Source organism: Mycobacterium sp. NPDC049093 (assembly GCF_040704635.1).
GTDB lineage: Bacteria > Actinomycetota > Actinomycetes > Mycobacteriales > Mycobacteriaceae > Mycobacterium.
The window spans coordinates 826,846-851,779 of the sequence record NZ_JBEZJS010000001.1 but is presented as its reverse complement, the minus strand read 5'-3'; the positions used below and the strand labels follow the sequence as shown (position 1 = coordinate 851,779).

The following is a 24,934-nucleotide window of genomic DNA, read 5'->3' as shown; positions in this document are numbered from 1 at the left end:
GGCTCAGCCACGTAACGCCGAAACCGATTTCACCAGGAGATCGGAGGTGAACGCGGTATCGAGCGCAGGATTGGGTGATCCGGGATCCGTGACGACGGTGATGAACACGTGGTAGTCAGCACCTTCGGAATGCAGATCCGCAGTGAAAGTCTCGGCGTGAGATCTGGTTTCGGTACCGCCCTCGACGACGGTGGTGACGGCCGTGGACATCCCCGCAGTCACCGCGCCCTCGATCACCGGAGCCGCAATGGGCGTCACCGTTCCGGTGGAATGTCCGCCCGACACGCTCCACTGCTCGCACGGCCCTTCGGTGTCCGGATCGGGCGCGTCCGCTCCGGGATCCCCCGCTTTTTCTCTCGAAACGGCCGCGTACACGATGCCCCCGGGCCCCGAGGCCGACCAACCCCGGCCGGGTTCGGTGTCAGGGGCGGCTGCCGCTGCGCACCGCGCCGGGTCGGCGGTCCAGTCCGGCCCGAATCCCCACAGCGACACCGGGGTCGCCCGTGGGTCGATGGCCACCACTTCGTAGCCGGACGGCAGGTCCTGGCGCACCCGGTCGATGCGGGCCGGGTTCACCGTGGCGGCAGCGCCGGTGGTCTGAGGCGACGACGATGTCGACGTCGGTTGCGGCGCCGGCCGCGGCCCGCATGCCACCCCGCAGGCCAGGGTGCACACCAGGAGAACCGTCGGGACGGCGAAAAGGCGCACGGCGTTTTGATACCACAGCCCCGGGTTTGCTGTCGAGAACGGTCGCAGCCCCCTTTGTCAACTCGTTTTTCGGGCCTGACAACACGACAAGTGTTGCGATACAGCGGAATTTAACCGTCGCCCGAACGGTTGCCACCTGTAGGACATCCACGATCATGAGGGGCAGAACAGGTGTACGGACTGACTGGAGCTGTGCTGGCCGGCGGCGCGCTGTCGGCCCTTGCCCTGGGTTTCCCCGCCGCGGCCCCCGCCTCGCCGTCGGGGGTGGGGTCCGCGCAGGACACCGCCGACGAACTGGAACGACAGGGTTTCGACGTCATCATCTACCGGGCGGGTACGGCTGCCCTCGATCGGTGCACCGTCTCGTCGGTCCGGCCGGCGCAGATTCTGCCGCGGACGGTCTATCTGTCCGCAAATTGCTGAGGGCGGCCTGGCGGTCAGGCCGTCGAACATTTCACTGTGCAAAAGATCGCGCCCCAGGACCGGGGCTTCTGCCAGCTCATGCCCAGGAAAGCGTTTATCGTGCAGATCAGTTGCGCCTCGCCGGGGCGTCCAACCGATTGGAGAACGATGACCACCTCAATGCGGGCCGGTGGAATCGCCATCGCTGCCGTCGCACTCGGGGTCGCACTCGCCGGCTGCGCCAGCAAGACAATATCCGGCACCGCCACCGAGGCTCCCGGGGCCGCCGGAACCAGTGAATCCAGCGCCGCCCCGACCAAGACCAACGACAAGGGCAGCCCGACCGGGCACCAGTACACGATCGTGGACTACATCCGCGACAACAACATCACCGAAACCCCGGTGCACCAGGGCGATCCGGGCACACCCACGCTGGAGCTTCCGATTCCCGACGGCTGGACGGATGCGACCTCGTCGGCTCCCGAATGGGCCTGGGCCGCAATCGTATCCACCGATCCTGCGTTCGAAGCGGATCCGCCGTCCATCATCGCGCTGATGTCCAAGCTGACCGGCGACGTCGACCCGGCCAAGATCTTGGAGTACGCACCGAACGAGATCAGGAACCTGCCGGGTTACGAGAACCAGGGCGACGGGTCGGCCGGCCAACTGAGCGGATTCGATTCGTACCAGATCGGTGCCACCTACGTGAAGGACGGCGCCACCCGCCTGATCGCCCAGAAGACCGTGGTGATTCCGGGATCCGACGGGCTGTTCGTCCTGCAGTTCAACGCCGATGGCACCGAGGATCAGATGGGTCCGCTGATGGATGCCACCTCGGCGATCGACGAGCAGACGGTCATCACGCCGTAGCCACCTGCCGGGAGAAGGCCGACGCCGCGGCCACCTGCTCACGCGTCGGCCGCACTCCCGTGTACCGCTCGAATTGTTCGGCGGCCTGTAGCGCGATCACCTCGGCGCCGGTGATGACCGGTACGCCGGCCGCCCGGGCTGCGGTGATCAACGGCGTCTCGGCCGGCATCGCCACGACGTCGACGACTGCGCCGGCCGCCGCGATGGTGGCCGGTTCGAACGCACTGCGGTGTTCGTCGGGTCCGTCTGCCATCCCGATCGGGGTGACGTTGACCAGGATGGGTGCCGTCAGGGTGCCGACCTCGGGCGCGTAGCCGTAGCCCAGCGTGTCAGCCAGTGCGCGCCCGGTTTCGGGATTGCGGGCGACCACCGTCCCGTTGCGAAAGCCTTTGTCCCGCAAGGCCGCACCAACCGCCTTGGCCATTCCGCCACTGCCCCGGATCAGCACCGCGTCATCCGGGTTCAACCGCTCGACGAGTTCCTGCACCGCCAGGTAGTCGGTGTTGGAGGCGACGAGACGGCCCCCGGGCACCGACAGGTCGTTGACGATCGTGTTGACCGCATCGATGGCCCGCGCCGACGGTTCGACCTCGTCGACAAGGTCGATGACGTCCTTCTTGAACGGCATCGACACCGAACAACCTCGAATGCCCAGGGCCCGCACGCCACCGATCGCCGCGGCGATATCGGTTGTGGTGAAAGCCTTGTAGAGGTAGTCGAGTCCGAGTTCGTCGTAGAGATAGTTGTGGAACCGGGTGCCGATGTTGCTGGGCCGGGCCGCCAGCGAGATGCACACGCGGGTGTCTTTATTGAGAGGTGGTCTCACTGGCTCACCGCCCGGATCACCTGCCGGGTCGCATCCCGGATCTTCGCCGCCAGTTCAGGTTCCAGGCTGATCGTGTCGACCGCGGGCACCGCCACGTCGGTGAGCACCACCCCGAGATCCTCACGCTCCCATACCGCACCGAGCCGGTCCAGGATGCGTCGCATCGCGTAGTTGTCACTCAACACCCGGGCGGTAAAGCGTTTGATCCCAAGGTAATCCGCGGACACCACCAGGGCATCCATCAGAAACGTGCCGATACCGCGGCCCTGATAGTCATCGCCGACGGTGAATGCCACCTCGGCTGTCGTCGCATCGTGTCCTTCGCGGACCACGCGGGCGTCGGCGACGACGGGCCCCAACGCACCCTCGGTCATCACCCAGACGAAATGGTCGGCGTAGTCGACCTCGAAGAGGTACTCCAGCAGCGCCTTGGTCGGCTTGCGCACGGACTGAAAACGCCGGTAGAGGGTCTCACTGGAGAACTCCACCGGACCGTTCATGGTGCGCTCGACATCGCCGGGCAGCACGGGCCGCAGATAGAACCAGTCGCCGGTGCGCACCTGGACCGGGATCGGTGTGATGAACGCGGCCAACCGTTGGCGCGCGATGCGCACCATCCGGTCGAACATGCCGGGCAGGTGCAGGATCACTTCGAACGCGTCGCGATCCCCCACCCAGCCCGTGACCGGATCGAGCGCCGTTACCGTGGCGGTGCGCGACGCATCGCGCAGTAGCGCGATCTCACCGAGGATCAGACCGGGCTCCAGATCCGCGACGACGGCCTGCCCGTCGGGCCCGTCATGGACCACCCGGGTGCGCCCGGACGCGATCAGCATGAACGTCAGAGCCGGATCACCCTGCCGGATCAGCACCTGGCCCGGCGCGACCGACAGCGGCCGCAGCAGGACTGCCAACGGCGCCAGTACGGACGGCCGGCACCCGGCGAAAAATTCCAGTGCCGCCAGGTCGTCGGCACTGATCTCGGTCAGATCGGCCACGCCCCCAAGGCTACGACGCCGCCGCGGGCCCGGTCAGGGCTTGGCGAATCCAGCCTTGGCGAGCGCCTTTTGGCCGGCCTCACCCGTGACCAGGTCGACGAAGCGGTGTGCCAGGTCAGCGTGCCCAGACCGCTTGAGCACGGCGATCGGATAGGTGTTGACCGCCTGGGCGGCCTCGGGGAATGCGACGCTGCTCACCTTGTCTCCGGCTCCGGCGGCGTCGGTGACGTAGACCAGGCCGGCGTCGGCCTGTCCGCTGGTCACCTTGCCGAGCACGTCGGTGACCGAGGTCTCCTCGCTCACCGGGGACAGCGTGACGCCGGTGGCCTTCTCGACCTTTTCGGTGGCACCGCCGCACGGCACGGGCGGCGCGCACACCACGACGCTGGTTCCTGGCTTGGCCAGGTCCGCGAAAGTCTTGATGCCCTTGGGGTTTCCCGGGGCGACGGCAATGGTGAGGGTATTGGTCGCAAAGGTGACCGGGCCTCCCTCGGCGAGGTCCGCGCTCACCGCCTTGTCCATGTTCCGGGTGTCGGCCGAGGCGAACACGTCGGCGCCGGCACCCTGGGTGAGCTGGGTGACCAGGTCCGAGGATCCGGCGAACGAGAACTCCACGGAGCTCCCCGGGTTGTCGGTTTTGAACTGCTCGCCGATTTCGGTGAACGCGGATTTCAGCGACGCCGCGGCGAACACGGTGATCGAACCGCCCCCGGCTCCGGAGGGGGAAGCCGGGGCCGATTCCGTGGCCGAACTGCAGCCGCCGATCAGGGCCGTCACTGCCACCCCGCTCAATGCCAACGCGAACATCCGGCCTCGGGTCATGACTTTCCTTTCGGGGTTTCCACGATCACGGTCGTGGCCTTGACCACGGCGACAGCGACGCTGCCGGGGGCCAACTCGAGTTCACGCACCGACTGGCTGCTCATCAGCGACACCACGGTGAACGGTCCGCACTGCATCTCGACCTGAGCCATCACCTCGTCGGCGATGACGTTGGTGACCAGCCCGGTGAAGCGGTTGCGCGCCGAGCTGCCGATGCCGAGCGGATCCTTTGGCGCCGCAGCGGCGTTGGCCCTCGCGAACGCCGCCAGAGCCGCCCCGTCGATCACCTTGCGGCCGGAGCCGTCGAGGTGGGATGGCAGGGATCCGTCGTCGATCCAGCGTCGAACGGTGTCGTCGCTGACCCCGAGCAGTTCGGCGGCCTCACGGACCCGGATCTCTGGCATCGCGTCAGCGTATCGACACCCTCAGCGTCCAACAACCGCAAATACCACGCAATCGCGCCATTGGATCCGCAGGTACGGGTCTTGACCACCACTCCCCCGAATGCTAAGCAAGTGCTCAGCATTCACGGACAGTAGAGACGAAGGGGAACCACATGGCGTTGCAGACAGTTCTGGACAGCCTCCGCGACCGGCCAGGTACCGGCGAGACGATTCCGGTCATCGATCCGGCGACCGAGGAGCAGATCACCGAGTTCCGGGACTGCGGGCCGGAAGCGGTCAACGAGGCCGTCGCCGCTGCGAAATCGGCCTACCAGTCCGGGGTTTGGACCGACATTCCGGCCCGCCAGCGCGCCAAGGTGCTGTGGCAGCTGGGCGATCTGATCGACGAGCACGCCAAGGAATTCACCGAGCTGGAATCGCTGGACGCGGGCATGCCGCCGATGCAGGCCGAAATGATCGTCTCCACCTGCGCCGAGTTCTTCCGCTACTACGCGGGCTGGTGCACCAAGCTCAACGGCAGCAGCTACCAGGTGCAGATGGAGGGTGGCGTCAACAGCAATTACTCAAACCTGCACGCGTACACCACCAAGGAGCCGTACGGCGTGGTGGGCCTGATCTATCCATGGAACGGCCCGCTGTTCAACGCCTGCGCCAAGATCGCCCCGGCTCTCGCCGCCGGCTGCTCCAGTGTCGTCAAGCCGGCCGAGGAGACCCCGTTGTCCGCGGTCTTGCTGGAGCGGCTGATCGGCGAGGCCGGCGTGCCCGACGGGGTGGCCAACTTCGTGATCGGCTACGGCGCCACGGCGGGTGCCGCGATCACCGCGCACCCCGATGTCGAGAAGGTCGCCTTCACCGGCTCCACCGAGGTCGGCAAGCAGATCATGCGGGACTCGGCGGACAACTTGAAGAAGGTCACGCTGGAGCTGGGCGGAAAGTCACCGGTGCTGATCTACGAGGACGCCGACCTCGACATGGCGATCATGATGGCCTCGATGGGAATCTTCGTCCATTCCGGGCAGGGCTGCGTGTGCGGGTCACGAATCTTCGTGCAGCGCAGTGTGTATGAGCGTGTTGTTCAAGGCATCTCGATGATCGGCGAGAACCTCGTCCTGGGCGGCCCCAAGGATGAGGGCGCCATGATCAGCCCACTGGTCAGCCAGAAGCAACTCGACCGGGTGCTGGGCTACATCGACCAGGGCAAGCGTGACGGCGTCGAGATCGTTTCCGGCGGTTACCGACTCGACCGCAAGGGTTACTTCGTCAAACCCACGGTGCTGACCAACGTCGACCCGGCCACCAGCCGCCTGTACAAGGAAGAGATCTTCGGGCCGGTCGTCACGATCCTTCCGTTCGACGATGACGACGAAGCCATCGCGATGGCCAACGACACCGACTACGGCCTGGCTGCCACCGTGTGGACCACCAACCTCGCCCGTGCACACAGCTTGGGTAAGCGCCTGCAGGCCGGCATGGTGGGGCTGAACTGCCAGCTGACGTTTGACCACAACGTGCCGTTCGGCGGTTACAAGCAGTCCGGAGTCGGCAAGGAGTTCGGCTACGAGGGCATCGACGGCTACCTCAAGACCAAGTCGATCTGGGCGCAGCTGTAGCGGGCGAGCCTTCGGTCACACCGAGAACCGGACGGCGGCGAGCTCGAGGGCCTTGCCCTCGAGCCGCTGCCCCAGGTAGATCTCGGCCTGCATGAGCCGCTCGCAGTACCACCGGATGTCCTCGGCGTGCTCTCGCGATGCGGTGTAGCGCGTCGCCATGGTGGCCACATCGATGCGCCGGGTGTCGCGCACCTTCAGATCCTCCGATACCTGGAAACCGTCGTCCTCGGCGGCAGTGATGGCGTCGAGCACCTGCCCCACTGCCAGGCGGATGTCCCGGCAGCCGTTCTCGGCGATCTCGGAGGCCTCCCGCTGAATGTCGCCCTGCCTGCGGACCACGACAGTGTCCGCGCTGACCCGCTCCCCCGCGGCTTCACTGGCGTCACCGGACCACTCGGCACCACCGGGCGCGTGCACGTTCTGCCGGTGCCACTCGAACAGGGCTTCCGACTCGGCGGCCGATTGCCGCCAGCGGGCCGCAGCTTCCGCCAGATACGTTGTGTCCCAAGCCTCCAGCTGAGAACGAGTCAGGTCTCCACCAGTACGACCGGTGCCGGACGGATCATTCACATCAACTCCGCCAGACCTCCGGCGTGTTGCTCATCGACCGCGTCGTATCGCTGCGCGGCCGCAGACAGGTCCCCCGCCTGCGCGCTCACGCGACTCGACTGGGAGGTCCGCGCTGTGCTCACCGCACCATCCATCGCGACGACGCCGGTGCTGCTGGGGTAGCCCCCGGCATCCGGGCGGGCAGGGCTCAGCCTCAATTCGGCAGCGATCATCTCGCTGCTAGTGGCCCCCGCCCTCAGCGCCCCCGGGTCCACTCTCAGATCGTTTGCCATAGCAATCCCCCAACTGGCCAATCTGCTCCCCGAGGCTAACCGAATCGGCTGGGTTGAGCCCAGGGGCTGAGCAAGTATGCCATTGCGAACTGGCGTCGACCAAGAGCGGGTTCGGTGTGTGCCGGTCACCGGTTAGTCATCAACCGGCCATCGTCAAGCCTCCACTGACACTAAGGACTTGGCCAGTGATGAAGCTGGCATCGTCAGAAGCGAAGAAGGCGACCGCCTTGGCGACCTCCTCGGGTTTGGCGACCCGACGGAACGGGATGGCCTTGATCAGCCCGTCCCGGACCTTATCGGGAAGCGAATCGAACAGCGGGGTGTCGGTCGGTCCAGGGCAAACACAGTTGACGTTGATCTGGTGGCGCGCCATCTCACGCGCCAGCGACTTGGTGAATGCGATGACGCCACCCTTGGTGCCGGCGTAGACGGTCTCCCCCAGACTGCCCACCCGCCCTGCATCGCTGGCAATGTTGACGATCTTTGCCGTTTCTCCCTCGGCGAGGATCGATTCGAGGAACGCGTGGGTGAGCCGGACCGGTCCGAGGAAGTTCACCGCGACCAACGACTGCCAGAGCGCATCGTCGTTGGACATGAACGGCTCGACGCGGTCGAAGCCCGCGGCATTGACGATGACACCCGGCAGCCCGTGCGCCGCCAGCACCTCGTCGCGCAGTGTGCTCACCGCCGCTGGATCCGCCAGATCGGCCACGTGGGCGGTAGCGCCGGCACAGGCCTGCACGGTCTGCGCCAGGCCCGCTTCGTTGCGGTCGACGGCGGCGACGGTGGCGCCGCCCGCTGCCAGCTCCAACGCGATCGCCCGGCCGATCCCCGAGGCGGCACCCGTGACAACGGCGACTTTGTTGTCGAATCGCACTATCTGACCTCCCGATCTGCGGTGATGTGGACGCTATGGCCACTATCGGCGTACCGCCGCAGAAAATCAACCATTCGGTCGAGAATTGACTTAGATGGTCGAAAAACCGTAGCTTCGGTTGAATACCGTGCACGCTGCGTGCGTGCAGACAGAAGGGACCGCCCCCATGGATTTCTCTGATTACCAACAGCTGAGCTTGACCCGCCGGGACAACGGCGTCCTGCTGATCACGCTGAACCGGCCGGAGAAGTACAACGCGGCCGACGAGGGCATGCACACCGAGCTGGCCAACATCTGGAAGGACGTGGCCGCCGACCCACAGACCCGGGTCGCGGTGATCACCGGCGCAGGTAAGGCCTTCAGCGCAGGCGGCGATCTGGCCATGGTCGAGCGGATGGCCGGTGACTACGACCGGGTGTCACACATGCTGTCCGAGATGAGCGATCTCGTCTACAACATGATCAACTGCGACAAGCCGATCGTGTCCGCAATCAACGGTGTCGCGGTCGGGGCCGGCGCGGTGGCGGCCCTGCTCGCCGACGTCGCGATCATCGCCGAGGACGCCCGAATCGGCGACGGACACGTCAAACTCGGTGTGGCCGCGGGCGACCATGCCGCCATCATCTGGCCGCTCCTGGCCGGGACCGCGAAGGCCAAGTATTACCTGATGACCGGCGAGATGATCGGCGGTGTCGAGGCCGAGCGCATCGGGATGGTCGCCAAAGCCCTTCCACGCGAGGAAGTTCTCGATGAGGCACTGCGCATCGCCGACAGTCTGGCCACTGGAGCCCAGCAGGCGATCCGGCTGACCAAGCGGGCACTCAACAACTGGCTGCGCCATGCCGGCCCGATCTTCGACCAGTCCGCGGCCTACGAGATGTTGACTTTCCTCGGTCCTGACGTGGTGGAGGGCTACACCGCCCTGCGCGAGAAGCGCGCGCCACAGTTCCCGTCGGCGCAGCCGACCCAGGAAAACTGACATGAAGATCGGCCTGGTCGTGATGGACGAGAATCCTTCCGACGCACTGAAGGTGGCCAAGGCAGCCGACCGCGCCGGCGTGCACTCGCTGTGGAGCATCGACTACTACAACCGCAGCAGCCTCACGCGTGCCGCGTCATTCGCCGCGGTCACGGACAACACGATCGTCGGCACCAGCGTCACACCGCTTTTCGCCCGTGCACCGCTGGCGCTGGCTTCGGCGGCCGCCGACATCCAGGCCATCGCCGGTGGCCGGTTCGTGCTCGGAGTCGGCAGCAGCACCCGCCGGATGAACCAGGACTGGTACGGCGCGGCACTGCAACACCCCGCACCGCAGGTCCGGGAGCGCATCGAGCTGATCCGGCAGTTGATCGCGCATCGCAGCGGCCCGTTCCGTTTCGACGGACGGTTCGACACCGTGGCAATGGCCCACTATGACCGGACCGGCCTTCCCACCGAGGTGCCGATCATGGCGGCTGGGGTGGGTGAGCACATGGTCAAGGCGGTCGGGCAGTGCGCGGACGGATTCGTCGGCCACACCATCGCCTCGGCCGACAATCTGCGCGACGTTTCAGTTCCCCTGTTGGCCTCCGGTGCCGCCAAGGCCGGCCGGCCCGTGTCCGACGTGCGTGTCACCACCCAGATCGTGGCCTCGGCCGATTTCGACCGCGACGCGGCCCGTCGCGATGCCGCGGCGCAGGTGGGCTTCTACGCCACACCCAAGGGTTACGACGCGTTGTTCCCCGGTGGACGGCACACCACCGAACGGCAATCCGCACGGGAAGCAGTGGCCCGCAACGATGTTGCCGGCGTAGTGGCCGCCGGGCAGGCGATGGTCGAGGACCGTGCGGTGTTCGGCACCCCGGAGGACATCGTCGAGCAGCTGCGCCGGTACGCCGACGTCGTGGACTGGGCGCTGCTCTACCCACCGCACTACGGGGTGGAGACCGAGCGCATCAACGCCAACGAGCACATGCTGATCGAGGTGGCCGCCGCGGCCGCTCGCGGCTAGTAGAACAGGCACAGAGCACGGTCGACGATCGCGGCACGCAGTTCACCGCGGTCGTCGTCGTGCAGGCCCGGTCCGATCCACACCGAGGATTGATTCAGGACGCCGTGCAGGCACTGCAGAGCGACATTGACGTCGGGACAAGTGAATTCACCGTCGGACACGCCGCGTTCCACCACCCGGCGGAACACCGCGTCGTGGCGGCGCCGCATGTCTTTCATCGGCTCCTCGAAGACCTCCGGCCAGCCTCGCGGCCAGGAGAACACCGCGGCCACCTCGGGCGCGGTCTCGGTGAGGATGCGGATCTGTTCATCGATCACAGCCGCCAGGTGCTCGCGGGCACCGACTTCCCCGAGGGCCTCTTCGCGCGCAGCCAACCGCTGCAGCACTTCCTGGGTCAGGGTCTCCAGTGCTGCGGCCACCAGCGCGTCCTTGGACGAAAAGTAGTGGTAGAGCGTGGCCTTGGCGATGTCGGTCTGCTCGGCGACATCTTCCAGGCTCATGCCCTGGTAGCCGGATTCGGTGAGGATCCGGGTGGCGGTCTTGACGATCTCGGCCTTGCGCCGGTCACGACGGCGCTCCACGCGACTGGAACCCGCAGGCTGATCCTCCACGAGCCCATCCTAACCAGGGCGGGTCGAGTACTCGACTGTGTGGACGAATCACACAGACGGCGCGCCGATCACCGAGAGCACCTGTAGCTTCTCGTAACTCTCGCTGCCCGGCGCAGCGGTGTAGACCAGGAGTGTGTGGGACTGATCGGGGTCCAGCAGGATCTGGCAGTTGAGCTCAAGGCTCCCGACGTCAGGATGCCGATAGCGCTTGACTTCTCGCGGTCTGATACCCACCTCGTGCTGATCCCAGAGAACCCGGAACTCCTCGCTCTGCGCGGTCAGCAACTCGGCGAATCGAGCCGCCGCGGACCCCGGCCCCCGCAGCGCAAGCACTCCTCTGAGCCCGGAGACATACATCCGCGAGTAGAACTCATGGTCTTCGCGCGGGTAGATGTCGCGCGCGGACGGATCGGTGAACCACCGGTACCCGATGCTGCGCGCCGGGCCGGCATATCGGCACAGGTCGCCGACCAGAGCGATACCGAGCGGCGTCTGCCGCAGCGTCTCCCCCAGTTCGGTGACGATCTCGGCGGGCGTGTCGGTGAGCCGGTCGAAGATCCGCAGCATCCCCGGGCTGATGTGATCGCTGCTCGACCCACGGACCGGCGGTTGATGTCCGGCGAGGCGGAAGAGGTGGTCGCGCTCGTCTAGGGACAGGTGCAGTCCTTGCGCTATCGAGGCGATCATCTGCTCCGAGGGCTGTGGGCCGCGTTCCTGTTCCAGGCGCGAGTAGTAGTCCGTCGACATGTGACACAGCCCGGCAACTTCCTCCCGGCGCAACCCCTGCGTACGGCGGCGTTGTCCACGCGGGAGTCCGACGTCGTCCGGCTGCAACGCCCCACGCCGGCGGACGAGGAACTCCGCCAGTGCCGCTCGATCGATCATGGCTGCCATTTTCTCCCCGAACCCGATCGCCCAACCACGGATCGTCAGACCGTGGATACGACGGAGTCCGGTGGGCACTCTCGAGCACATGCCAATCGATTACGACATCACGATCGACGACCTGTCCGGAAAGCGAGCCGTGGTGACCGGTGCGAGCGACGGCATCGGCCTCGGCATCGCAGCACGACTCGCCGCTGCGGGCGCCGAGGTGATCATGCCGGTCCGGAATACCCGCAAGGGCGAGGCCGCCGTCGCCACGATCCGCACTCAGTATCCGCAGGCGAAACTGTCGCTGGAGGACCTCGACCTGTCCTCCTTGGCCTCGGTGGGCGCACTCGGTCGCAAACTGTGCGCGGAGGGCGCTCCGATCCACGTGCTCGTCAACAACGCCGGCGTGATGACCCCGCCTGACCGGCAGTCCACCGCCGACGGATTCGAATTGCAGTTCGGCACGAACCATCTGGGCCACTTCGCCCTCACCGCCCACCTCTTGCCACTACTCAGAGCCGGGCGCGCCCGGGTGACGTCCCAGACCAGCGTCGCCGCCCGCAGCGGCGCCATCAACTGGAATGACCTGAATTGGGATCATTCCTACGACGGCATGGCGGCCTACCGACAGTCCAAGATCGGGGTCGGGCTGTTCGGACTTGAGCTCAGCCGTCGCAGCATTGCCGCGGGCTGGGGCATTACCAGCAATATCGCTCATCCCGGTGTCGCGCCGACCAACCTGCTGGCGGCGCGCCCGGAAGTCGGGCGCGCCAAGGACACCTTGGGGGTGCGACTGATCCGCAGGCTCTCCGCCCGAGGTCTCATCGTGGGGACCGTGGACAGCGCGCAACTCCCCGCACTGATGGCCGCCGCTTCGCCAGACGCCAAAGACAGCGCGTTCTACGGACCCCAATGGCCGGGCCACGTCGGCGGCCCTCCCGGTGAACAGAAGCTCTGGAAACCGCTGCGCGACAACGATGCCGCGTCCCGGCTATGGACGGTGTCGGAAAAACTCACCGATGTCACTTTCGCGTCGGGCTAGGCGCGCTCCAACTCGCCATGATGCTCAGCGCTTGCGCGGACGGCGAATTCGGTTCCGCGGTGTAGCCGACGAGCGACAGCCCCGGCGCCGCCGCAACGTCGAAAACGTTGTAGGTGAGCGTGAGATCACCGAACTCGGGATGTCCGAACTTCTTGACGCCATGCCGGTGGGCGGTCACGTTGTGGGCCGCCCAGCGGGTGCGGAACTCGATACTCTGGGTGGCGAGTTCTCCGACTATCTGCGTGATGGCCGCCGAGTGGGGATCCCGGGCAGCCTCGGCCTGCAACAAGGCAACCGCTTCGTCCGCGCTGCGCTCCCATTCCGGGAACACCTGTGCAGCAGACGAATCGAGGAAAATGAACCGGGCGAAGTTGGGTCGCCCGACCGCCCTGTCATACAGGGGTGAATACAGCAGTTGTCCCAGCGGGTTCGCGGCCAGGATGTCGAGATTTCCGTCCATCACGATGGCCGGGGAGCGTGCCATACCGTCCATCAGAGCCTGAACGCCCTCGGGCAGCTTCTTGACCGCAGCGCGCTTGTTCCGCGTCGGTGTGCGCGTGCCCGCGGCGGCGCGGACGAGGTCGAAGAAGTGAACCGTCTCGTCATCGGAGAGGCGCAAAGCCCTGCTGATCGCCTGCAGCACTTCATCGGATACGCCGGCGACATTGCCGCGCTCAATCTGGGTGTAGTACTCGGTACTCACCCCGGCGAGTTGCGCGGTCTCCTCACGCCGCAGGCCGGCGACCCGGCGTCGCACACCAGGGGCCAGCCCGACCTGCTCGGGGGCGATCTTGGCGCGCCGGGTCATCAGGAACGGCTGTCCTTTGCGATGTCCACACCCCAACAGTAGGGAAAGTCGGTGGACGTAGGGAGGGGTTGCCAATACCCCCTATAGGCAGCGTCTCCCCTAGTGCTTCAACAAGCCCATAGCGTCGGGATACAGACAGATTCGTCCAACGGAAACGAGGTCCCGAGATGCCCGACAACAACGCCGCACAGGAAGCATTCGACGGATTCGTCGAGTTGTGGACCACCGGTACGACGGCCGGCCGTCGCGCACCCGTGTTACGTCGCCCCGACGAGGTGGGCCTGCAGTACGAGGATGTGGTGTTCCCGTCGATGGACGGTGTGCCGCTTGAGGGCTGGTTCATCCCCGCGGATTCGGACCGGCTGATCATCCACAACCACTTCCTGCCCGGAAATCGGTACGGCTACCCGGGTCACCTGCCCGAGTTCGGCGGCCTGGGCGGTTTCGAGGTGAGCTTCCTGCCGGAGTACAAGGCCCTGCACGACGCGGGCTACAACGTCCTGGCCTACGACATCCGCAACCACGGGATGAGCGGGCAGGGAAACGGCGGCATCGCCGGTATCGGCCTGACCGAGTACCGCGACGTCATCGGATCGTTGCGCTACGCCGCAGCCAGGCCCGATACGAAGGGCATGAAGAAGATGCTGCTGTCGGTGTGCCTCGGTGCGGATTCCACCGCCGTCGCGTGGTCGAAGCACCCGGAAGAGTTCTCCGAAATCCAGGCCATGGTCATGCTGCAGCCTGTATCCGGTAACTACATCGTGGAGGAGTTCGTCAAGGGCATCGGCATGGAGGACGGTTACGCGAAGTTCGACAGGGCCGTCCACCAGCGCACCGGGTTCCATCTGGCCGAGCAGTCACCTCTGGAGCACGTGAAGGCCGTGACGGTGCCGACGCTGGTGGCCCAGGTTCACGATGACACCATGACACGACCACAGGATGTGCAGGACATCTTCGACGCCATCCCCGTCGAGGAGAAGGCCCTGCACTGGATCACCGGAACCGACCGCCGATTCGACGGCTATAACTACTTCGGCGTGCACCCCGAGGTTCCGATCGAATGGTTCGACAAGCACGTGAAGTGACTCCGCCGGGGCACTACGCCGGAGAAATCCGGCCACGTGCCACCTGCGCCGCTCCGTTCCCGGTGATCAGCCAGAGCGTCGCGAGCTGGGCGATGAAGTCATCGAGGGACAGATCGACGCCCCCGTTGACGAATTCAAGGATGGCGTCGGCGGTACCGCCGACGATGAACGCCGGTGCCACCTTGGCCAATGGGTCCTTCTCCAACTCGACGCCGTGCACGGTGCGGCCGTGGTCGATGAGCACATCGGTGAGCCGGTGCATGACCGTCGTGCGGTGCGCATCGAGCTCGGGAGACGCCGCGACACCCCCGAGTAGGACACGGGCGCGACGCGGGTCGTCCACGAGTGCCCGCACTGCGGCAGTCACGCTCGCCAGGGCCTGGACCTCCAGTGGCTGTTCCGCGGCCGCGTCCGCTGCTGCCACGGTGGCGCTGCGCACCTCGTCGGCGATGTCGTCGACGACCGCAGCCGACAAGCCGTCGATATCGGTGAAGCTCTCGTAGAAGTACCGCTTGTTGAGACCGGCTGCGGCACAAATCTTCTCGACCGTCACGCCCCGCCACTCGTTTTGCGCCATCAGGTCCATCGCTGCATCCAGCAGGCGCCCGCGCCGTTGCCGGCGCCGATCATCGGCCGATTGACCGCCGTATGCGCGATTGGTCGTTGACACCACTCCGACATTCTGGCACGGTTCCGTACCAGATATTAGGCACGATTCCGTACCAGATAGTCGAGAGAGGCGCCCATGGCCACCGCAGAAACCCAGGCGCACGGCGCCGACCGCACAACGGACCTGACCAAGGTGTCGGTCTTGGACGACCTACGAGAGTTGTCACTGACCTCACCCGTGCTGGCGCGCCACCAGGGCTGGGACTACCTGCAGACCCTCGGCAGGTCAGGGCGCCGCGACCAGCTCGCCGCACTTTTCGAACGCGGGCAGACACCCGAAGGACCCCACGGAGCGTTGGAAGGGCTGAGCGTCGGCAGCCTGTTCGGCATCCCCGAGGCCTATCTGGCCAATCCGCTATTGAAGATCGACCCGACCTGGCGCGGAAAGACCTTCGACACCGACACGGGTTTCAACCGCCTTTCCCCGTTGGCCAAGTACGCCATGCGGGTCATCGCACCCCTGTATCGCGGACTCCGCCGGGCCGGAGCCGAGATGGTGGGATTCGAATTCACCCACGGCATCGACACCGCAGCCATCCCGCCGTACCTCAAAGTGCGTGCGCTGGACTACAGCCCGGCTGAGTTTCGCAACCCGAGCATTCGCACGTTCCCGATCAAGCGGACCCGCGACGAAGTCGTGGAGCTGCTACCCGGCCTCTACCTCGGGCGAGCCCTGCTGAAAATGTCCAGCGGCGAAATTCGCCTCATCGCGTACTTCGCGCTGCGCGAGTTCACCGACGAAAGTGCAGGTCGATGATCGACCTCGCCGGAGCCGTCGCGTGCGTCACCGGAGGTGCCCGCGGCATCGGCCGCGCCACCGCGGAAGCTCTCGTTCAGCGGGGTTCAACGGTGTGGATAGGTGACGTCGACGCCGACGAGGCCGGCCGCACTGCGCACGAGATCGGTGCCAACGCCGCACATCTCGACGTCACCGACGAGAAAAGTGTGGCGGCGTTTCACCGCACGGCATCCGCTGACGGACCGGTGGCGATGTTGGTGAACAATGCCGGCATTCAGCACATGGGCCCCTTCGTGGAACAGAAACTCCTGGCATACCACCGAGAGATCGCCGTCAATCTGACCGGCGTCGTCAACGGCATGCACGAATTCCTTCCCGGCATGCTCGACCGCAATCACGGCCACATCGTGAACGTCGCGTCGATGGCGGCCAAGGTGACGACTCCCGGAATGTCGGTGTACTGCGCGACGAAGTACGCGGTAGCGGCATTGTCGCGGGCCGTCCGCGCCGAAATCGCCCACACCGACGTCACCATCACTACGGTCATGCCTACCGCAGTCCACACCGACCTGACCGCAGGGGTCACGCTCGATCTTCTACCCACCCGCCGGCCCGAGCAGATCGGAACCGTCATCGCCGACAGCGCACGAAGCCCGGGACGCGAGGTCACCGTCCCGAAATGGTTGTCGCCGTTCGGACTACTGGAAGAAGCCACGCCCGAACCGGTGATGCAACTGCTCAAACGACTCGCCACCCGAAACGAGCCGCCCGGCCATTTCGACGAAGGCCGTCGTCGCGACTATCTGAATCGGATCAACCGATGACGACCTTGGCCACCTGCCTCACCTCCCCGGTGAACAAGCACCGCGTCCAAGCCTTCGGCGCGGCCGTCACCTCACGATTTCCGAGCGGTGACCGCCCACTGGCCACGCCACCGCCCGGGTCGAACCTCAAGCCGGTGATGGGCAACTACGGCTTCCCGTTCCTCGGCCATGTGTTGAGCACGCTGGCTGACCCACTGTCCTTCGCGCGCGACCGGTACGAGCGCTATGGGCCGGTGTCGTGGGCCGGCGGTGTCGGATTTCGCGTCGTCGGCCTCATGGGCCCTGACGCCTTGGAAACCGCATGGGTCAACCGAGACAAGGTGTTCTCCAGCACCCGCGGCTGGGCGCCGGTCATCGGACCGTTCTTCCACCGCGGAATCATGTTGCTCGACTTCGACGAGCACCGCGACCACCGCCGCATCATGCAGCAGGCCTTCACCCGCAGTGCGTTGGACGGCTACCTGGAACTGATGCGGCCCAGTATCGATCGCACGCTTCGCAATTGGCCCTCGACACAGAACTTTCCGTTCTACCCGTCCATCAAGCACCTTCTGCTCGAACAGGCCGCGGAGGTGTTCGTCGGCACGCACCTCGGTCCCGAATCCGACCAGTTGTCGGCCGATTTCCACGACACGGTCCGCGGCGGGCAGGCACTGGTGCGGGCGGACGTGCCCGGCGGTGTGTGGGCCAGGGGGCTACGCGCCAGGGAGCGGCTCGAGCGCTACTTCGCCGCGCAGGTTCCCGACCGCCAGCGCGGCGACGGCACCGACCTGTTCTCGATGTTGTGCCGCAGCGAGGACGAGGACGGCGCCCGGTTCACCCAGGCCGACATCGTGAACCATATGATCTTCCTGCTGATGGCCGCACACGACACCACCGCCATCGCGCTGTCCATGTTGGCCTACGAACTGGGCCGAAACCGGCAGTGGCAGGACGCGCTTCGCGAAGAGGCCCTCGGTAACCCGAACGACACCCCGACCGTTCTCGACCTCGACGCCTATCCCCTGCTCGACGCCGCCTTCAAGGAGATCCTCCGGATGTACGCGCCGGCCGGCGCACTATTCCGCCAAACGGTTCGCGACACCGAGATCCTCGGACACTTCGTCCCACGCAAAACGCAGGTGGCCATCAATGTCTATGCCTCCATGCGGCTTTCCGACTGGTGGCCCGATCCGGACACCTTCAATCCGGAGCGGTTCGTGAACAACCCCGCATCCCGATCCGCAGTGAGCCGCTACGTGTTCGCGCCTTTCGGCGGTGGGGCGCACAAGTGCATCGGCCAGCAGTTCGCCGACATGACCGTCAAGACCACCATGCATCAGATGCTGCGTCGCTTCGAGTGGAGCGTGCCTGACGACTACCGACCCCAGCTGACCTGGGGCACCGGGCCGATGCCGGCCGACGATCTGCCGATCGACCTGCGGGCGCGGGTGCGGCACTAACGCTCGTGTGCGTAGATCGGCAGCGACATCCATCGTGGATAGAGGATTGCCGGGCCCAGCCAGCGAGCAACGAAGCGGCGCAATGCAACTCCCCCGCGTGGCACCTGACCGGGATCTGTCAGCATGGATTGCACTGTGCGCAGAGTCATCTCGGCAAGTTCGCGGAGAGCGTCGTCGTCGAATCCGTGCAGCGTCCAATCGACATCGAAGCGATGGAAAACGGACAAGCAGAACGCGATTGCCGTATCGGAGGTCAGCGAGGTCACTGCCGCGCCGTCGTCTCGTCGACTCAGCAGATTCTCCAGCTGCGGATCACCGGAGAGGGTCTCGATTCCAAATGAAACGCTTTCGACCACTGCAGTGACCGGGTCGTTGACGCCGCTGACCTGATCCGCGACTTGGTCGATGAATCCGTTGACGGCACGCATTGCGCTGGCGATGAGCAACGCGTCGGCAGTGGGAAAATAGCGGTACACCGTCTGGCGGGTGACACCGAGTCTGCGGGCCACGTCGGCAAGGCGTATCCCGGCTCCACGCTCCGCAATCTCCTCATCTACCGCAGTCAGGATGCGTGAAATGGCTTCCTCGTCCGATGAGGGCGTCGAACCCGCCCAGCCACGACTACGCATCCGCGGCCACCAGCCGGTCACTCGTGAATTCGATCGGAAGAGTTGTGGGACCGGTCATTCCCAACAGGGACTTCCACGGTGCCGGCCCGACACGATGGGTGGCGGGAAGTCGACGGGTGAGAACGGTGAGTGCTTCCGCCAGTTCCCGACGCGCGAGGTTCGCTCCCAGGCAGTAGTGCGCGCCACCGCCGAACGTCAGAATCGCGGGAACACCGTTGCGCGCGATGTCGAAGCGGTCAGCATCGTCATAGATGGCCGGATCTCGATTGGCCGCAAAGGTGTTCGCGAGCACGAAGGTGCCCGCCGGGAACAGATAGCCACCGAACTCGACATCTTCGACGGCCGCGCGCGGCACGATACAAGCCGCTGGCGAGTGGCGCATGCTCTCCTCGACCGCCTGCATCGCAAGTTCCGGATGGTCGCGCAGCTTCGCCCATTGGTCCGGGTGCTCGCAGAGCACCTGAACCGATGCCGCCAGCTGGTTTCGCGTCGTGTCTGTTCCCGCCATCAAGAAGCCGGCCACCAGCATGCGGAGCTCGTCGAGATTCAGCCGGTCGCCGTCGCTTTCAGCGCGAATGAGCTCGGACAGCAGATCATCGGTCAGATTGTCCCGGCGGACGGCAACCATGCCGTCGACGTAGTCGTCGAGTTCGCCCCATGCACGCATGATCGCGGACTCGTCGAAGTTGGCGTCCGGCTGAAAGTTGAGGGCTTTGAAAACCTCCTCAGTCCAGTCCGCGAACAACTGCCAATCTGCGCGAGGCGCACCGAGCAGCGCGCACATGATCGGCGTGGGGTAGGGACGCGCGATATCGGTCACGACGTCGCACTGCCCGGCGTCCACCACTCGATCGATCAGCTCATTCACCACTTCGTGGATCGTGTCTTGGAGGCCTGACGTCGCGCGAGGAGTGAAGGCTTTGGAAACCAGCTTGCGTAGCCGCACATGGGGTGCACCGTCCAAGCCCAGGAGGCTGCCCATCATCTTGTCGAACAACGGACCGGATGTGATGCCCTGGGCCGCCAGAGTGATGCCGGGCGGGAGGCGGAATCTGTTGTCACGCAGTATGTCGCGAGCCAGTTCGTAGGACAGGATTTCCGGGCCGAGGGGCCCGATCGCGATAGGCGCACGTGCCTGTGCCCGTCGGACATCGTCGAGGATGTCGTGCGGAGTGGCGTCGAGTCCGTAGCTGAGGGTTGGGAGCCCCGCTTCGAAGACGTTGGGAGCCACGCTGTTGACGTTCATCGGCATTCCCTGCCTTCCCGCAAGGCCCACATCGGACCCCAACCGACATATTCTCCACAACCGTATGACCAATACCATCTGAACGTCAACGATCGGGATTATTCACCCAGCTCAGGCAAGCCAACAGACACTTAGATCATACGATCTTCTACAGCATGTCCGTTTAGTAGGCCGGGACGCTGTCGATCAGGCTGGATTGGTCTTGAAGTGCCGCTGGGACACGTACGCGGGGGTGTTCGAGAAAGACTTTGACCTCAGCACCGAGCGACCAGGCGAAGGGGTCGAAGGAACTGCGTCCACAAACCAGAAATGGCAGATCAGTTGCCTGACCTGCCATTTGAGAGTGGAGCTAAGGGGAATCGAACCCCATTCTGACCTGGGGTTTTAGGTCCATCCTGGGGTTTCGTGCCCTATATCGACCTGTTCCGACCTGGGTAAATCCGGCTGCGACTTTGGGCGTGCCCGATCATGGGGCACGCCCCGAACGCAAAGAATCGCCCCATCCCGTTGAGAGGTCGGGATGGGGCGATGACTTGCCAGTCACGGTAGATCGTATCGCTACATGAGGACGCGGCAGAGCACGTAAGTGAGCAACGACGCGCACAGGGCGCACGTGACACCGATGTACACGGCGCAATGACAGATGAGTTGGTGGTCCGCGCTCACAGTGGGTCCGCGCCGGGATGTTCACGCCGGATGAACGCGTTGAGCCGGCGCACCAGATCGGTGTGTTCCTGGTGTGCGTCCCGGTCAGCGCCGCGCAGCTCCCCCACATCGGTGCGGATGCCGCGAATGTCGCGGGACTGATCTAGCTGCCGGTCACTGATGTCCTTGACCATGTCGCGGATCTCGTCGAGGTCGTCGCGCAGGTTCGACTTGCCGCGGTGGTCGTTGACGGTCTGCTCGTGGATCTCGGCGGTTTTGGTGTCGATCTTGCGTGCTCGGGCGGCACCCTTGATCTGGCCGCGGACGGTGAGCCAGCCGACGATGACTGTGCCCAGTGTGGGTAAGCCCCAGATGATGAACAGGCCGGCGAGGTCGATTCCGTCGTCGGGGTTGTATCCGACTTCGGCCGCTGTGCTGAGGACTTCCGCCAGGGTCACCGGTCCAGGGTTCCCTCTTTGCGTTGGGAGCGGATCGCGACGAACGCGGTTCCGCCACCGACTGTGCCGAGTAGGGCGGCGGCGAGGGCTAGCCAGAGGGGCACGTCTTCGGGGGCGATGACTTTGAGGACGACGAGGATCGGCAGGGCGGCGGTGACGATTCCGTAGAGCCACTGTCGGGCGGCGGGGGTGGGCAGGGTGATCTTCATGGTGACGCCTTTCAGTCGAGCGGGTGCTTGTGTTTGACCTGCAGGTTTGTTGGATATGACCAGCTCACGCAGTCGAGCGGGTGCACACCGCTAAGCGCGGAGGTAGTCGATGGCCGGCTGGATGCCGTAGTTGACGTGCGGCCCGGTCTGCTTGATGAAGAACATGCCCGCGTCGATCAGTGCCTTGAATGCGGCGATGGTGCGGGGCAAGGGCATTTCGGCGAGTTCGATGACCTGGGCCAGTAGGGAGTCGGGGCCGGTGAACACGTTGAGGTCGCGCACGATCTGCCAGATTGCGTTCTTATCCTGCTGCGAGTCACCGGGTTCTGCGCAGGCGTAGAGGTCGCCGGTGTGGGCGTAGTTGCGCCACCAGTCGGGGGTGTCGCGCATGCCGTTCGACGAGACGCCTTGTGAGCTGTAGGAGGCCATCGGTGATCCGCCGAAGTCGGGGTAGACCTTGCCGGCTTCGCGGTTCGGGTTGCCCCACGTGACCGCCTTGACCAGGTGTGGTTTGGCCCAGTGGAGTGTGCCGCCTGCGGGTTTGATGTGGTTCTCCCACAATTCCGAGATGACCACGGCGCCTTGGGAGTATCCGGCGAGGGCGAGGCCGTAGGTTTCGATGCGTTTGCGGTGCTCGAACCCGGGATCAGTGCGGTTGAACTGCACATGCGCCTCGTCGATCGCCGCGGTGATGGACTTGCCCATCGGGAACGGTGCGGCCGGGTATCCGATGGGCTGCCAGAAGTAGTCAGCCTCCACTGCGCGTGCGGTGTCCGCGTCGGGCCCGACCCACCACGGGACACCAGTGCCGCACACCGTGATCAGCAGCGGCCGGGTGTCCACGACGGGGCGTTTCAGGTAGCCCATGACGTACTTGGTTTCAGCGTTGATGACACCGGAGATGTACAGCCCGGTCTTCAACAGTCCGGAAGCGTTGTAGCGGCGTTGCATTTCCGCGACAGCCGCGGTCATCTGCTCGTCGTACAGCTCAGTGTCTGCGAGATCCCCCGCGTAGGAAGCGAACTTCTTCCGCATGTACGCCTTGATGGTGCGGACCTCGTCGGACGAATCCCCCAGGCCGAGGCCGACGTACTGGCCGCCGATCCTCACTTCGGGGCCTTGGTGTCGTAGCAGCCGTCGATGCCGAGCTTGGCGCCGACCGCACCGGCCCAGTCGACCAGCGTCCGGCCGCCGAGCTGCGGCCAGAGGATCCGAAGTTGATCCCATGTCTCTTTGACGTAGTCGGGAGCCGACGGTGTGGGCGTCGTCGGGGTGCTTGGTTTCTCGCCTGCGTACTTGGCGACGGCGTCGGCGAACACGTCCCACGGAAACTGGTCGCCAACGTCGGTGTGGGTGCCGTCCTTGAGTACCTGTGTGACGTAGCGGTGATCGGAGATGCCTGGGATGCGCCCGGTGTAGGGCGGGGCGATGACTTTCGGATCGAACCCGTACTTCTTCGCGTCCTGCACTGCCAGGTAGGCGGCGACGTCGATCGCATTGCCCTGCTTGAGCCACTGGTCCCGTGTCCAGGACGCGCGGGATCCGGCGAAGCACAGGTTGATGCTGCGGCGGTTGGCGGACAGAACCGAGTACGAGTATCGGTCGGTGTCAACGCCATCGACGACGGTCACGCCGCCGTCGGACGCCTGGGAGATGTAGTAGTGGTAGCTGACGGGGTTGGCGGTGCCTTCGGTGCTGCGGCAGTAGTTGGCGAGGTCTTCGGCTGCCGAGTTGCCGCCGCCGCCTTCCTGGGTGTGGATGAAGAACGCATCGACCGCGGTGCCACCGCGGTCCGAACTGTTCTTGGTCTGGATCCAGAACTCGTTGAAGTCGGGGCGGTTGTCGGGCACTGGGTCTCCTTCGGTGAGTAGTGCGTCTCCGATGGCGAGGCATCGGTTCCATCGGGTTTGGCGGTCGTCCCAGCCGTTCGGCATCTGTCCGTCGACCCAGCCGTTGACGCAGCGGGAGACGGCGAGAATGTCGCCGGCGTCGGCGAAGCTGTTGATCTGCCCGGGTTTCGGGCCGCCGTTGAGCCAGTACCAGGACGCGGCGAGGAATCCCCACTTCGGCTGTTCGACGAGCTCGGGCTGGTTGACGAACAGTTCAGAGTCGGTGATGTATCCCTTTGCCTTGCACCACTGCCCGAACTTGCGGTAGTTCGATGACCAGGTGAGTTGGATCGGGCCGCGGCCGCGGTACCGGGTTCGGTCAGCCGACCATGACGGGTTCGACGTTTCGATCTCGGCCATGTACCGCAGTCCGGCGGATTCGTGGCCGATCTGGGAGCACCAGGCCGCCGCACGGCGCGCGGTGGTGATTTCGGCGGCACGCATAGCCTCGATGAAGTGCGGCAGGTAGTCGAACAGGACTTCCTCTGAAACTGAGGTTGGTGACATGGCCTGCCGCAGGGTGGTGCGGTCCATCAGCGGAGGAATCCGGGTAGCAGGTTTTTGATTTGGGCGACGATCTGCGCGGGCAGGTTCGCGGTCAGTCGTGCCACCAACGGGTCGATGAGTTGGTCGTCCCAGGTGCCGGGGATGGCATCGGTGAGCTGGTCGACGATCTGCGCGGGGGTGGGGATGTGCGGCAGCAGTTTCGTCACGAGCTTGTCGACGAGTTCGTCGGAGTGTGAGAGCAACTCGGCGACGAGGTAGGCGGCGAGTTTCTTCAGGATGGCGTCGAGCACGGCTGGTCCTTTCACGACGAAGCCCCGGTCACCGAATGGGTGCCGGGGCTTGGAAGACGAGTGGTTACAGGTGGTGGATGGTGTCGCGGTCGACGATCACGCTGATGGGCCAGATGCCGTAGTAGAACGCTGTGAGCGCGGCGGCGAAGATGCTCAGGCCGATACCGACACCCGCGGCGAGTGGGCGGATCACGGTCAGCCTTCGGGGAGGTCGATGTAGGCCGAGGAGATCGCCACGGTCGAGCCCGCCGATATGGCGACGGTGTTGAGGATCAGGTCAGCCGAGGTTGTGCCGACGGTGCCTTGTGCGATGACGGTGCCGCCGGTTTGGGTTTTGATGCGGAAGAACGAGGCGGTGCCCGTCGCGTCGGCGGATGAGTCGGAGGTGATGGCCGCCAATGTCATTCGGGCCTTGCCGGTGGCGTCGGTGATGCCGCTGGAGATGCTGGCCGAGCATGTCAGCGAGGCCAACAGTGTTGCGGCACCGATCGAGGCGTCGGCGTCGGCGGGGATGCTGCCGCTGTAGATTTCGATGACGGCTGCGGTGCCGGCGTCGGCTGCAGTACCAAGCGCGGTCAGCATCGCCTGTGCGACAGCGTTCGTAACGAAGAATGCCAT

31 protein-coding genes are annotated in these 24,934 nt (G+C 65.3%); 10 read left to right on the top strand and 21 right to left on the bottom strand.

Annotation, left to right across the window (positions count from 1 at the left end):
* Window positions 1–3 precede the first annotated feature (3 nt).
* Window positions 4–708, bottom strand: a complete 705-nt coding sequence (locus AB0876_RS04180; RefSeq protein ID WP_526041307.1) for a DUF5642 family protein — start codon at window positions 706–708, stop codon at window positions 4–6.
* Between the two features lie 171 nt (window positions 709–879).
* On the opposite strand from AB0876_RS04180, the gene AB0876_RS04175 reads away from it, so the two are divergent.
* Both AB0876_RS04175 and lpqN read left to right on the top strand, forming a co-directional pair.
* The gene (locus tag AB0876_RS04175; protein ID WP_491839829.1) at window positions 880–1,131 is read left to right on the top strand and encodes a hypothetical protein; all 252 of its coding nucleotides are present in this window, start codon (window positions 880–882) and stop codon (window positions 1,129–1,131) included.
* 147 nt (window positions 1,132–1,278) lie between these two features.
* Window positions 1,279–1,980: an envelope biogenesis lipoprotein LpqN gene (gene lpqN, locus AB0876_RS04170; protein ID WP_526041306.1), complete on the top strand. Its 702-nt coding sequence runs from the start codon at window positions 1,279–1,281 to the stop codon at window positions 1,978–1,980.
* Here the strand turns inward: lpqN and AB0876_RS04165 are convergent.
* Genes AB0876_RS04165 through AB0876_RS04150 form a run of 4 tightly spaced genes read right to left on the bottom strand, consistent with a single transcriptional unit; the run spans window position 1,970 to window position 5,030 of the window.
* Entirely contained in the window at window positions 1,970–2,806 is an 837-nt protein-coding gene (locus tag AB0876_RS04165; RefSeq protein ID WP_491839831.1) for a shikimate 5-dehydrogenase, read from the bottom strand. The genes lpqN and AB0876_RS04165 overlap by 11 nt on opposite strands.
* Window positions 2,803–3,804 (bottom strand): acetyltransferase Pat, encoded by a 1,002-nt coding sequence (gene pat, locus AB0876_RS04160; RefSeq protein WP_491839832.1) that lies wholly within the window; start codon window positions 3,802–3,804, stop codon window positions 2,803–2,805. Before pat ends, AB0876_RS04165 begins: the two co-directional genes overlap by 4 nt.
* Before the next feature lie 33 nt (window positions 3,805–3,837).
* On the bottom strand, window positions 3,838–4,626 hold the full coding sequence (modA, locus tag AB0876_RS04155) for a molybdate ABC transporter substrate-binding protein (RefSeq protein ID WP_526041305.1): 789 nt from the start codon (window positions 4,624–4,626) through the stop codon (window positions 3,838–3,840).
* Window positions 4,623–5,030: a TOBE domain-containing protein gene (locus AB0876_RS04150; protein ID WP_064881244.1), complete on the bottom strand. Its 408-nt coding sequence runs from the start codon at window positions 5,028–5,030 to the stop codon at window positions 4,623–4,625. Before AB0876_RS04150 ends, modA begins: the two co-directional genes overlap by 4 nt.
* A gap of 152 nt (window positions 5,031–5,182) precedes the next feature.
* Here AB0876_RS04150 and AB0876_RS04145 point away from each other — a divergent pair, with 152 nt between their 5' ends.
* Entirely contained in the window at window positions 5,183–6,640 is a 1,458-nt protein-coding gene (locus tag AB0876_RS04145) for an aldehyde dehydrogenase family protein (protein WP_526041304.1), read from the top strand.
* Window positions 6,641–6,655: 15 nt separating this feature from the next.
* Here the strand turns inward: AB0876_RS04145 and AB0876_RS04140 are convergent, their stop codons facing one another.
* The 3 genes from AB0876_RS04140 to AB0876_RS04130 all read right to left on the bottom strand — a co-directional run bounded on the left by AB0876_RS04140 (window position 6,656) and on the right by AB0876_RS04130 (window position 8,359).
* On the bottom strand, window positions 6,656–7,210 hold the full coding sequence (locus AB0876_RS04140) for a hypothetical protein (RefSeq protein WP_491839835.1): 555 nt from the start codon (window positions 7,208–7,210) through the stop codon (window positions 6,656–6,658).
* Window positions 7,207–7,422: a hypothetical protein gene (locus tag AB0876_RS04135; RefSeq protein ID WP_491839836.1), complete on the bottom strand. Its 216-nt coding sequence runs from the start codon at window positions 7,420–7,422 to the stop codon at window positions 7,207–7,209. The genes AB0876_RS04140 and AB0876_RS04135 overlap by 4 nt, the downstream gene beginning before the upstream one ends.
* 199 nt (window positions 7,423–7,621) lie before the next feature.
* Window positions 7,622–8,359: an SDR family NAD(P)-dependent oxidoreductase gene (locus tag AB0876_RS04130; RefSeq protein WP_526041303.1), complete on the bottom strand. Its 738-nt coding sequence runs from the start codon at window positions 8,357–8,359 to the stop codon at window positions 7,622–7,624.
* Between the two features lie 166 nt (window positions 8,360–8,525).
* On the opposite strand from AB0876_RS04130, the gene AB0876_RS04125 reads away from it, so the two are divergent.
* Entirely contained in the window at window positions 8,526–9,338 is an 813-nt protein-coding gene (locus tag AB0876_RS04125) for an enoyl-CoA hydratase/isomerase family protein (RefSeq protein ID WP_526041302.1), read from the top strand.
* Between the two features lies 1 nt (window position 9,339).
* Window positions 9,340–10,350 carry an LLM class flavin-dependent oxidoreductase gene (locus AB0876_RS04120; RefSeq protein ID WP_491839839.1) on the top strand — a complete coding sequence of 337 codons (1,011 nt, stop codon included), beginning with the start codon at window positions 9,340–9,342 and terminating at the stop codon, window positions 10,348–10,350.
* Here the strand turns inward: AB0876_RS04120 and AB0876_RS04115 are convergent.
* Together AB0876_RS04115 and AB0876_RS04110 are read right to left on the bottom strand one after the other, a co-directional pair.
* Window positions 10,347–10,961, bottom strand: coding sequence for a TetR/AcrR family transcriptional regulator (locus tag AB0876_RS04115; protein ID WP_491839840.1), 615 nt, complete (start codon window positions 10,959–10,961; stop codon window positions 10,347–10,349). The genes AB0876_RS04120 and AB0876_RS04115 overlap by 4 nt on opposite strands.
* Window positions 10,962–11,009: 48 nt before the next feature.
* Window positions 11,010–11,846 carry a helix-turn-helix domain-containing protein gene (locus tag AB0876_RS04110; protein ID WP_526041301.1) on the bottom strand — a complete coding sequence of 279 codons (837 nt, stop codon included), beginning with the start codon at window positions 11,844–11,846 and terminating at the stop codon, window positions 11,010–11,012.
* A gap of 88 nt (window positions 11,847–11,934) precedes the next feature.
* Here AB0876_RS04110 and AB0876_RS04105 point away from each other — a divergent pair, with 88 nt between their 5' ends.
* Window positions 11,935–12,876 (top strand): SDR family oxidoreductase, encoded by a 942-nt coding sequence (locus AB0876_RS04105; protein ID WP_526041300.1) that lies wholly within the window; start codon window positions 11,935–11,937, stop codon window positions 12,874–12,876.
* On the opposite strand, the gene AB0876_RS04100 is transcribed toward AB0876_RS04105, so the two are convergent.
* On the bottom strand, window positions 12,857–13,684 hold the full coding sequence (locus AB0876_RS04100) for a helix-turn-helix domain-containing protein (protein ID WP_526041299.1): 828 nt from the start codon (window positions 13,682–13,684) through the stop codon (window positions 12,857–12,859). The genes AB0876_RS04105 and AB0876_RS04100 overlap by 20 nt on opposite strands.
* Before the next feature lie 167 nt (window positions 13,685–13,851).
* On the opposite strand from AB0876_RS04100, the gene AB0876_RS04095 reads away from it, so the two are divergent.
* Window positions 13,852–14,769, top strand: coding sequence for an alpha/beta hydrolase family protein (locus AB0876_RS04095; RefSeq protein ID WP_526041298.1), 918 nt, complete (start codon window positions 13,852–13,854; stop codon window positions 14,767–14,769).
* Between the two features lie 13 nt (window positions 14,770–14,782).
* Here AB0876_RS04095 and AB0876_RS04090 read toward each other — a convergent pair whose 3' ends face one another.
* On the bottom strand, window positions 14,783–15,442 hold the full coding sequence (locus AB0876_RS04090) for a TetR/AcrR family transcriptional regulator (protein ID WP_526041297.1): 660 nt from the start codon (window positions 15,440–15,442) through the stop codon (window positions 14,783–14,785).
* 72 nt (window positions 15,443–15,514) lie between these two features.
* On the opposite strand from AB0876_RS04090, the gene AB0876_RS04085 reads away from it, so the two are divergent.
* From AB0876_RS04085 to AB0876_RS04075, 3 genes are read left to right on the top strand one after another with little or no spacing between them, the layout of a single operon-like run.
* Window positions 15,515–16,195, top strand: a complete 681-nt coding sequence (locus tag AB0876_RS04085; RefSeq protein WP_526041296.1) for a hypothetical protein — start codon at window positions 15,515–15,517, stop codon at window positions 16,193–16,195.
* Window positions 16,192–17,001 carry an SDR family NAD(P)-dependent oxidoreductase gene (locus tag AB0876_RS04080; protein WP_526041295.1) on the top strand — a complete coding sequence of 270 codons (810 nt, stop codon included), beginning with the start codon at window positions 16,192–16,194 and terminating at the stop codon, window positions 16,999–17,001. Before AB0876_RS04085 ends, AB0876_RS04080 begins: the two co-directional genes overlap by 4 nt.
* A complete protein-coding gene (locus AB0876_RS04075; protein ID WP_526041294.1) occupies window positions 16,998–18,443 on the top strand; it encodes a cytochrome P450 in 1,446 nt (481 codons plus the stop codon). Before AB0876_RS04080 ends, AB0876_RS04075 begins: the two co-directional genes overlap by 4 nt.
* Here AB0876_RS04075 and AB0876_RS04070 read toward each other — a convergent pair.
* The 9 genes from AB0876_RS04070 to AB0876_RS04030 all read right to left on the bottom strand — a co-directional run bounded on the left by AB0876_RS04070 (window position 18,440) and on the right by AB0876_RS04030 (window position 24,934).
* Window positions 18,440–19,072, bottom strand: coding sequence for a TetR/AcrR family transcriptional regulator (locus AB0876_RS04070; protein WP_526041470.1), 633 nt, complete (start codon window positions 19,070–19,072; stop codon window positions 18,440–18,442). The two genes, AB0876_RS04075 and AB0876_RS04070, sit on opposite strands and share 4 nt — an antisense overlap.
* Window positions 19,065–20,318 (bottom strand): cytochrome P450, encoded by a 1,254-nt coding sequence (locus AB0876_RS04065; protein WP_526041293.1) that lies wholly within the window; start codon window positions 20,316–20,318, stop codon window positions 19,065–19,067. Before AB0876_RS04065 ends, AB0876_RS04070 begins: the two co-directional genes overlap by 8 nt.
* A 662-nt stretch (window positions 20,319–20,980) precedes the next feature.
* The gene (locus AB0876_RS04060; protein ID WP_526041292.1) at window positions 20,981–21,421 is read right to left on the bottom strand and encodes a DUF2746 domain-containing protein; all 441 of its coding nucleotides are present in this window, start codon (window positions 21,419–21,421) and stop codon (window positions 20,981–20,983) included.
* Window positions 21,418–21,630 carry a hypothetical protein gene (locus tag AB0876_RS04055; protein WP_526041291.1) on the bottom strand — a complete coding sequence of 71 codons (213 nt, stop codon included), beginning with the start codon at window positions 21,628–21,630 and terminating at the stop codon, window positions 21,418–21,420. Before AB0876_RS04055 ends, AB0876_RS04060 begins: the two co-directional genes overlap by 4 nt.
* A gap of 90 nt (window positions 21,631–21,720) precedes the next feature.
* Entirely contained in the window at window positions 21,721–22,740 is a 1,020-nt protein-coding gene (locus AB0876_RS04050; RefSeq protein WP_526041290.1) for a hypothetical protein, read from the bottom strand.
* A complete protein-coding gene (locus AB0876_RS04045; RefSeq protein WP_526041289.1) occupies window positions 22,737–24,053 on the bottom strand; it encodes a glycoside hydrolase family 19 protein in 1,317 nt (438 codons plus the stop codon). The genes AB0876_RS04050 and AB0876_RS04045 overlap by 4 nt, the downstream gene beginning before the upstream one ends.
* Window positions 24,053–24,331 (bottom strand): hypothetical protein, encoded by a 279-nt coding sequence (locus tag AB0876_RS04040; protein ID WP_526041288.1) that lies wholly within the window; start codon window positions 24,329–24,331, stop codon window positions 24,053–24,055. Before AB0876_RS04040 ends, AB0876_RS04045 begins: the two co-directional genes overlap by 1 nt.
* A gap of 49 nt (window positions 24,332–24,380) precedes the next feature.
* Entirely contained in the window at window positions 24,381–24,509 is a 129-nt protein-coding gene (locus tag AB0876_RS04035; protein WP_526041287.1) for a hypothetical protein, read from the bottom strand.
* A gap of 2 nt (window positions 24,510–24,511) precedes the next feature.
* Window positions 24,512–24,934, bottom strand: a complete 423-nt coding sequence (locus AB0876_RS04030; protein ID WP_526041286.1) for a hypothetical protein — start codon at window positions 24,932–24,934, stop codon at window positions 24,512–24,514.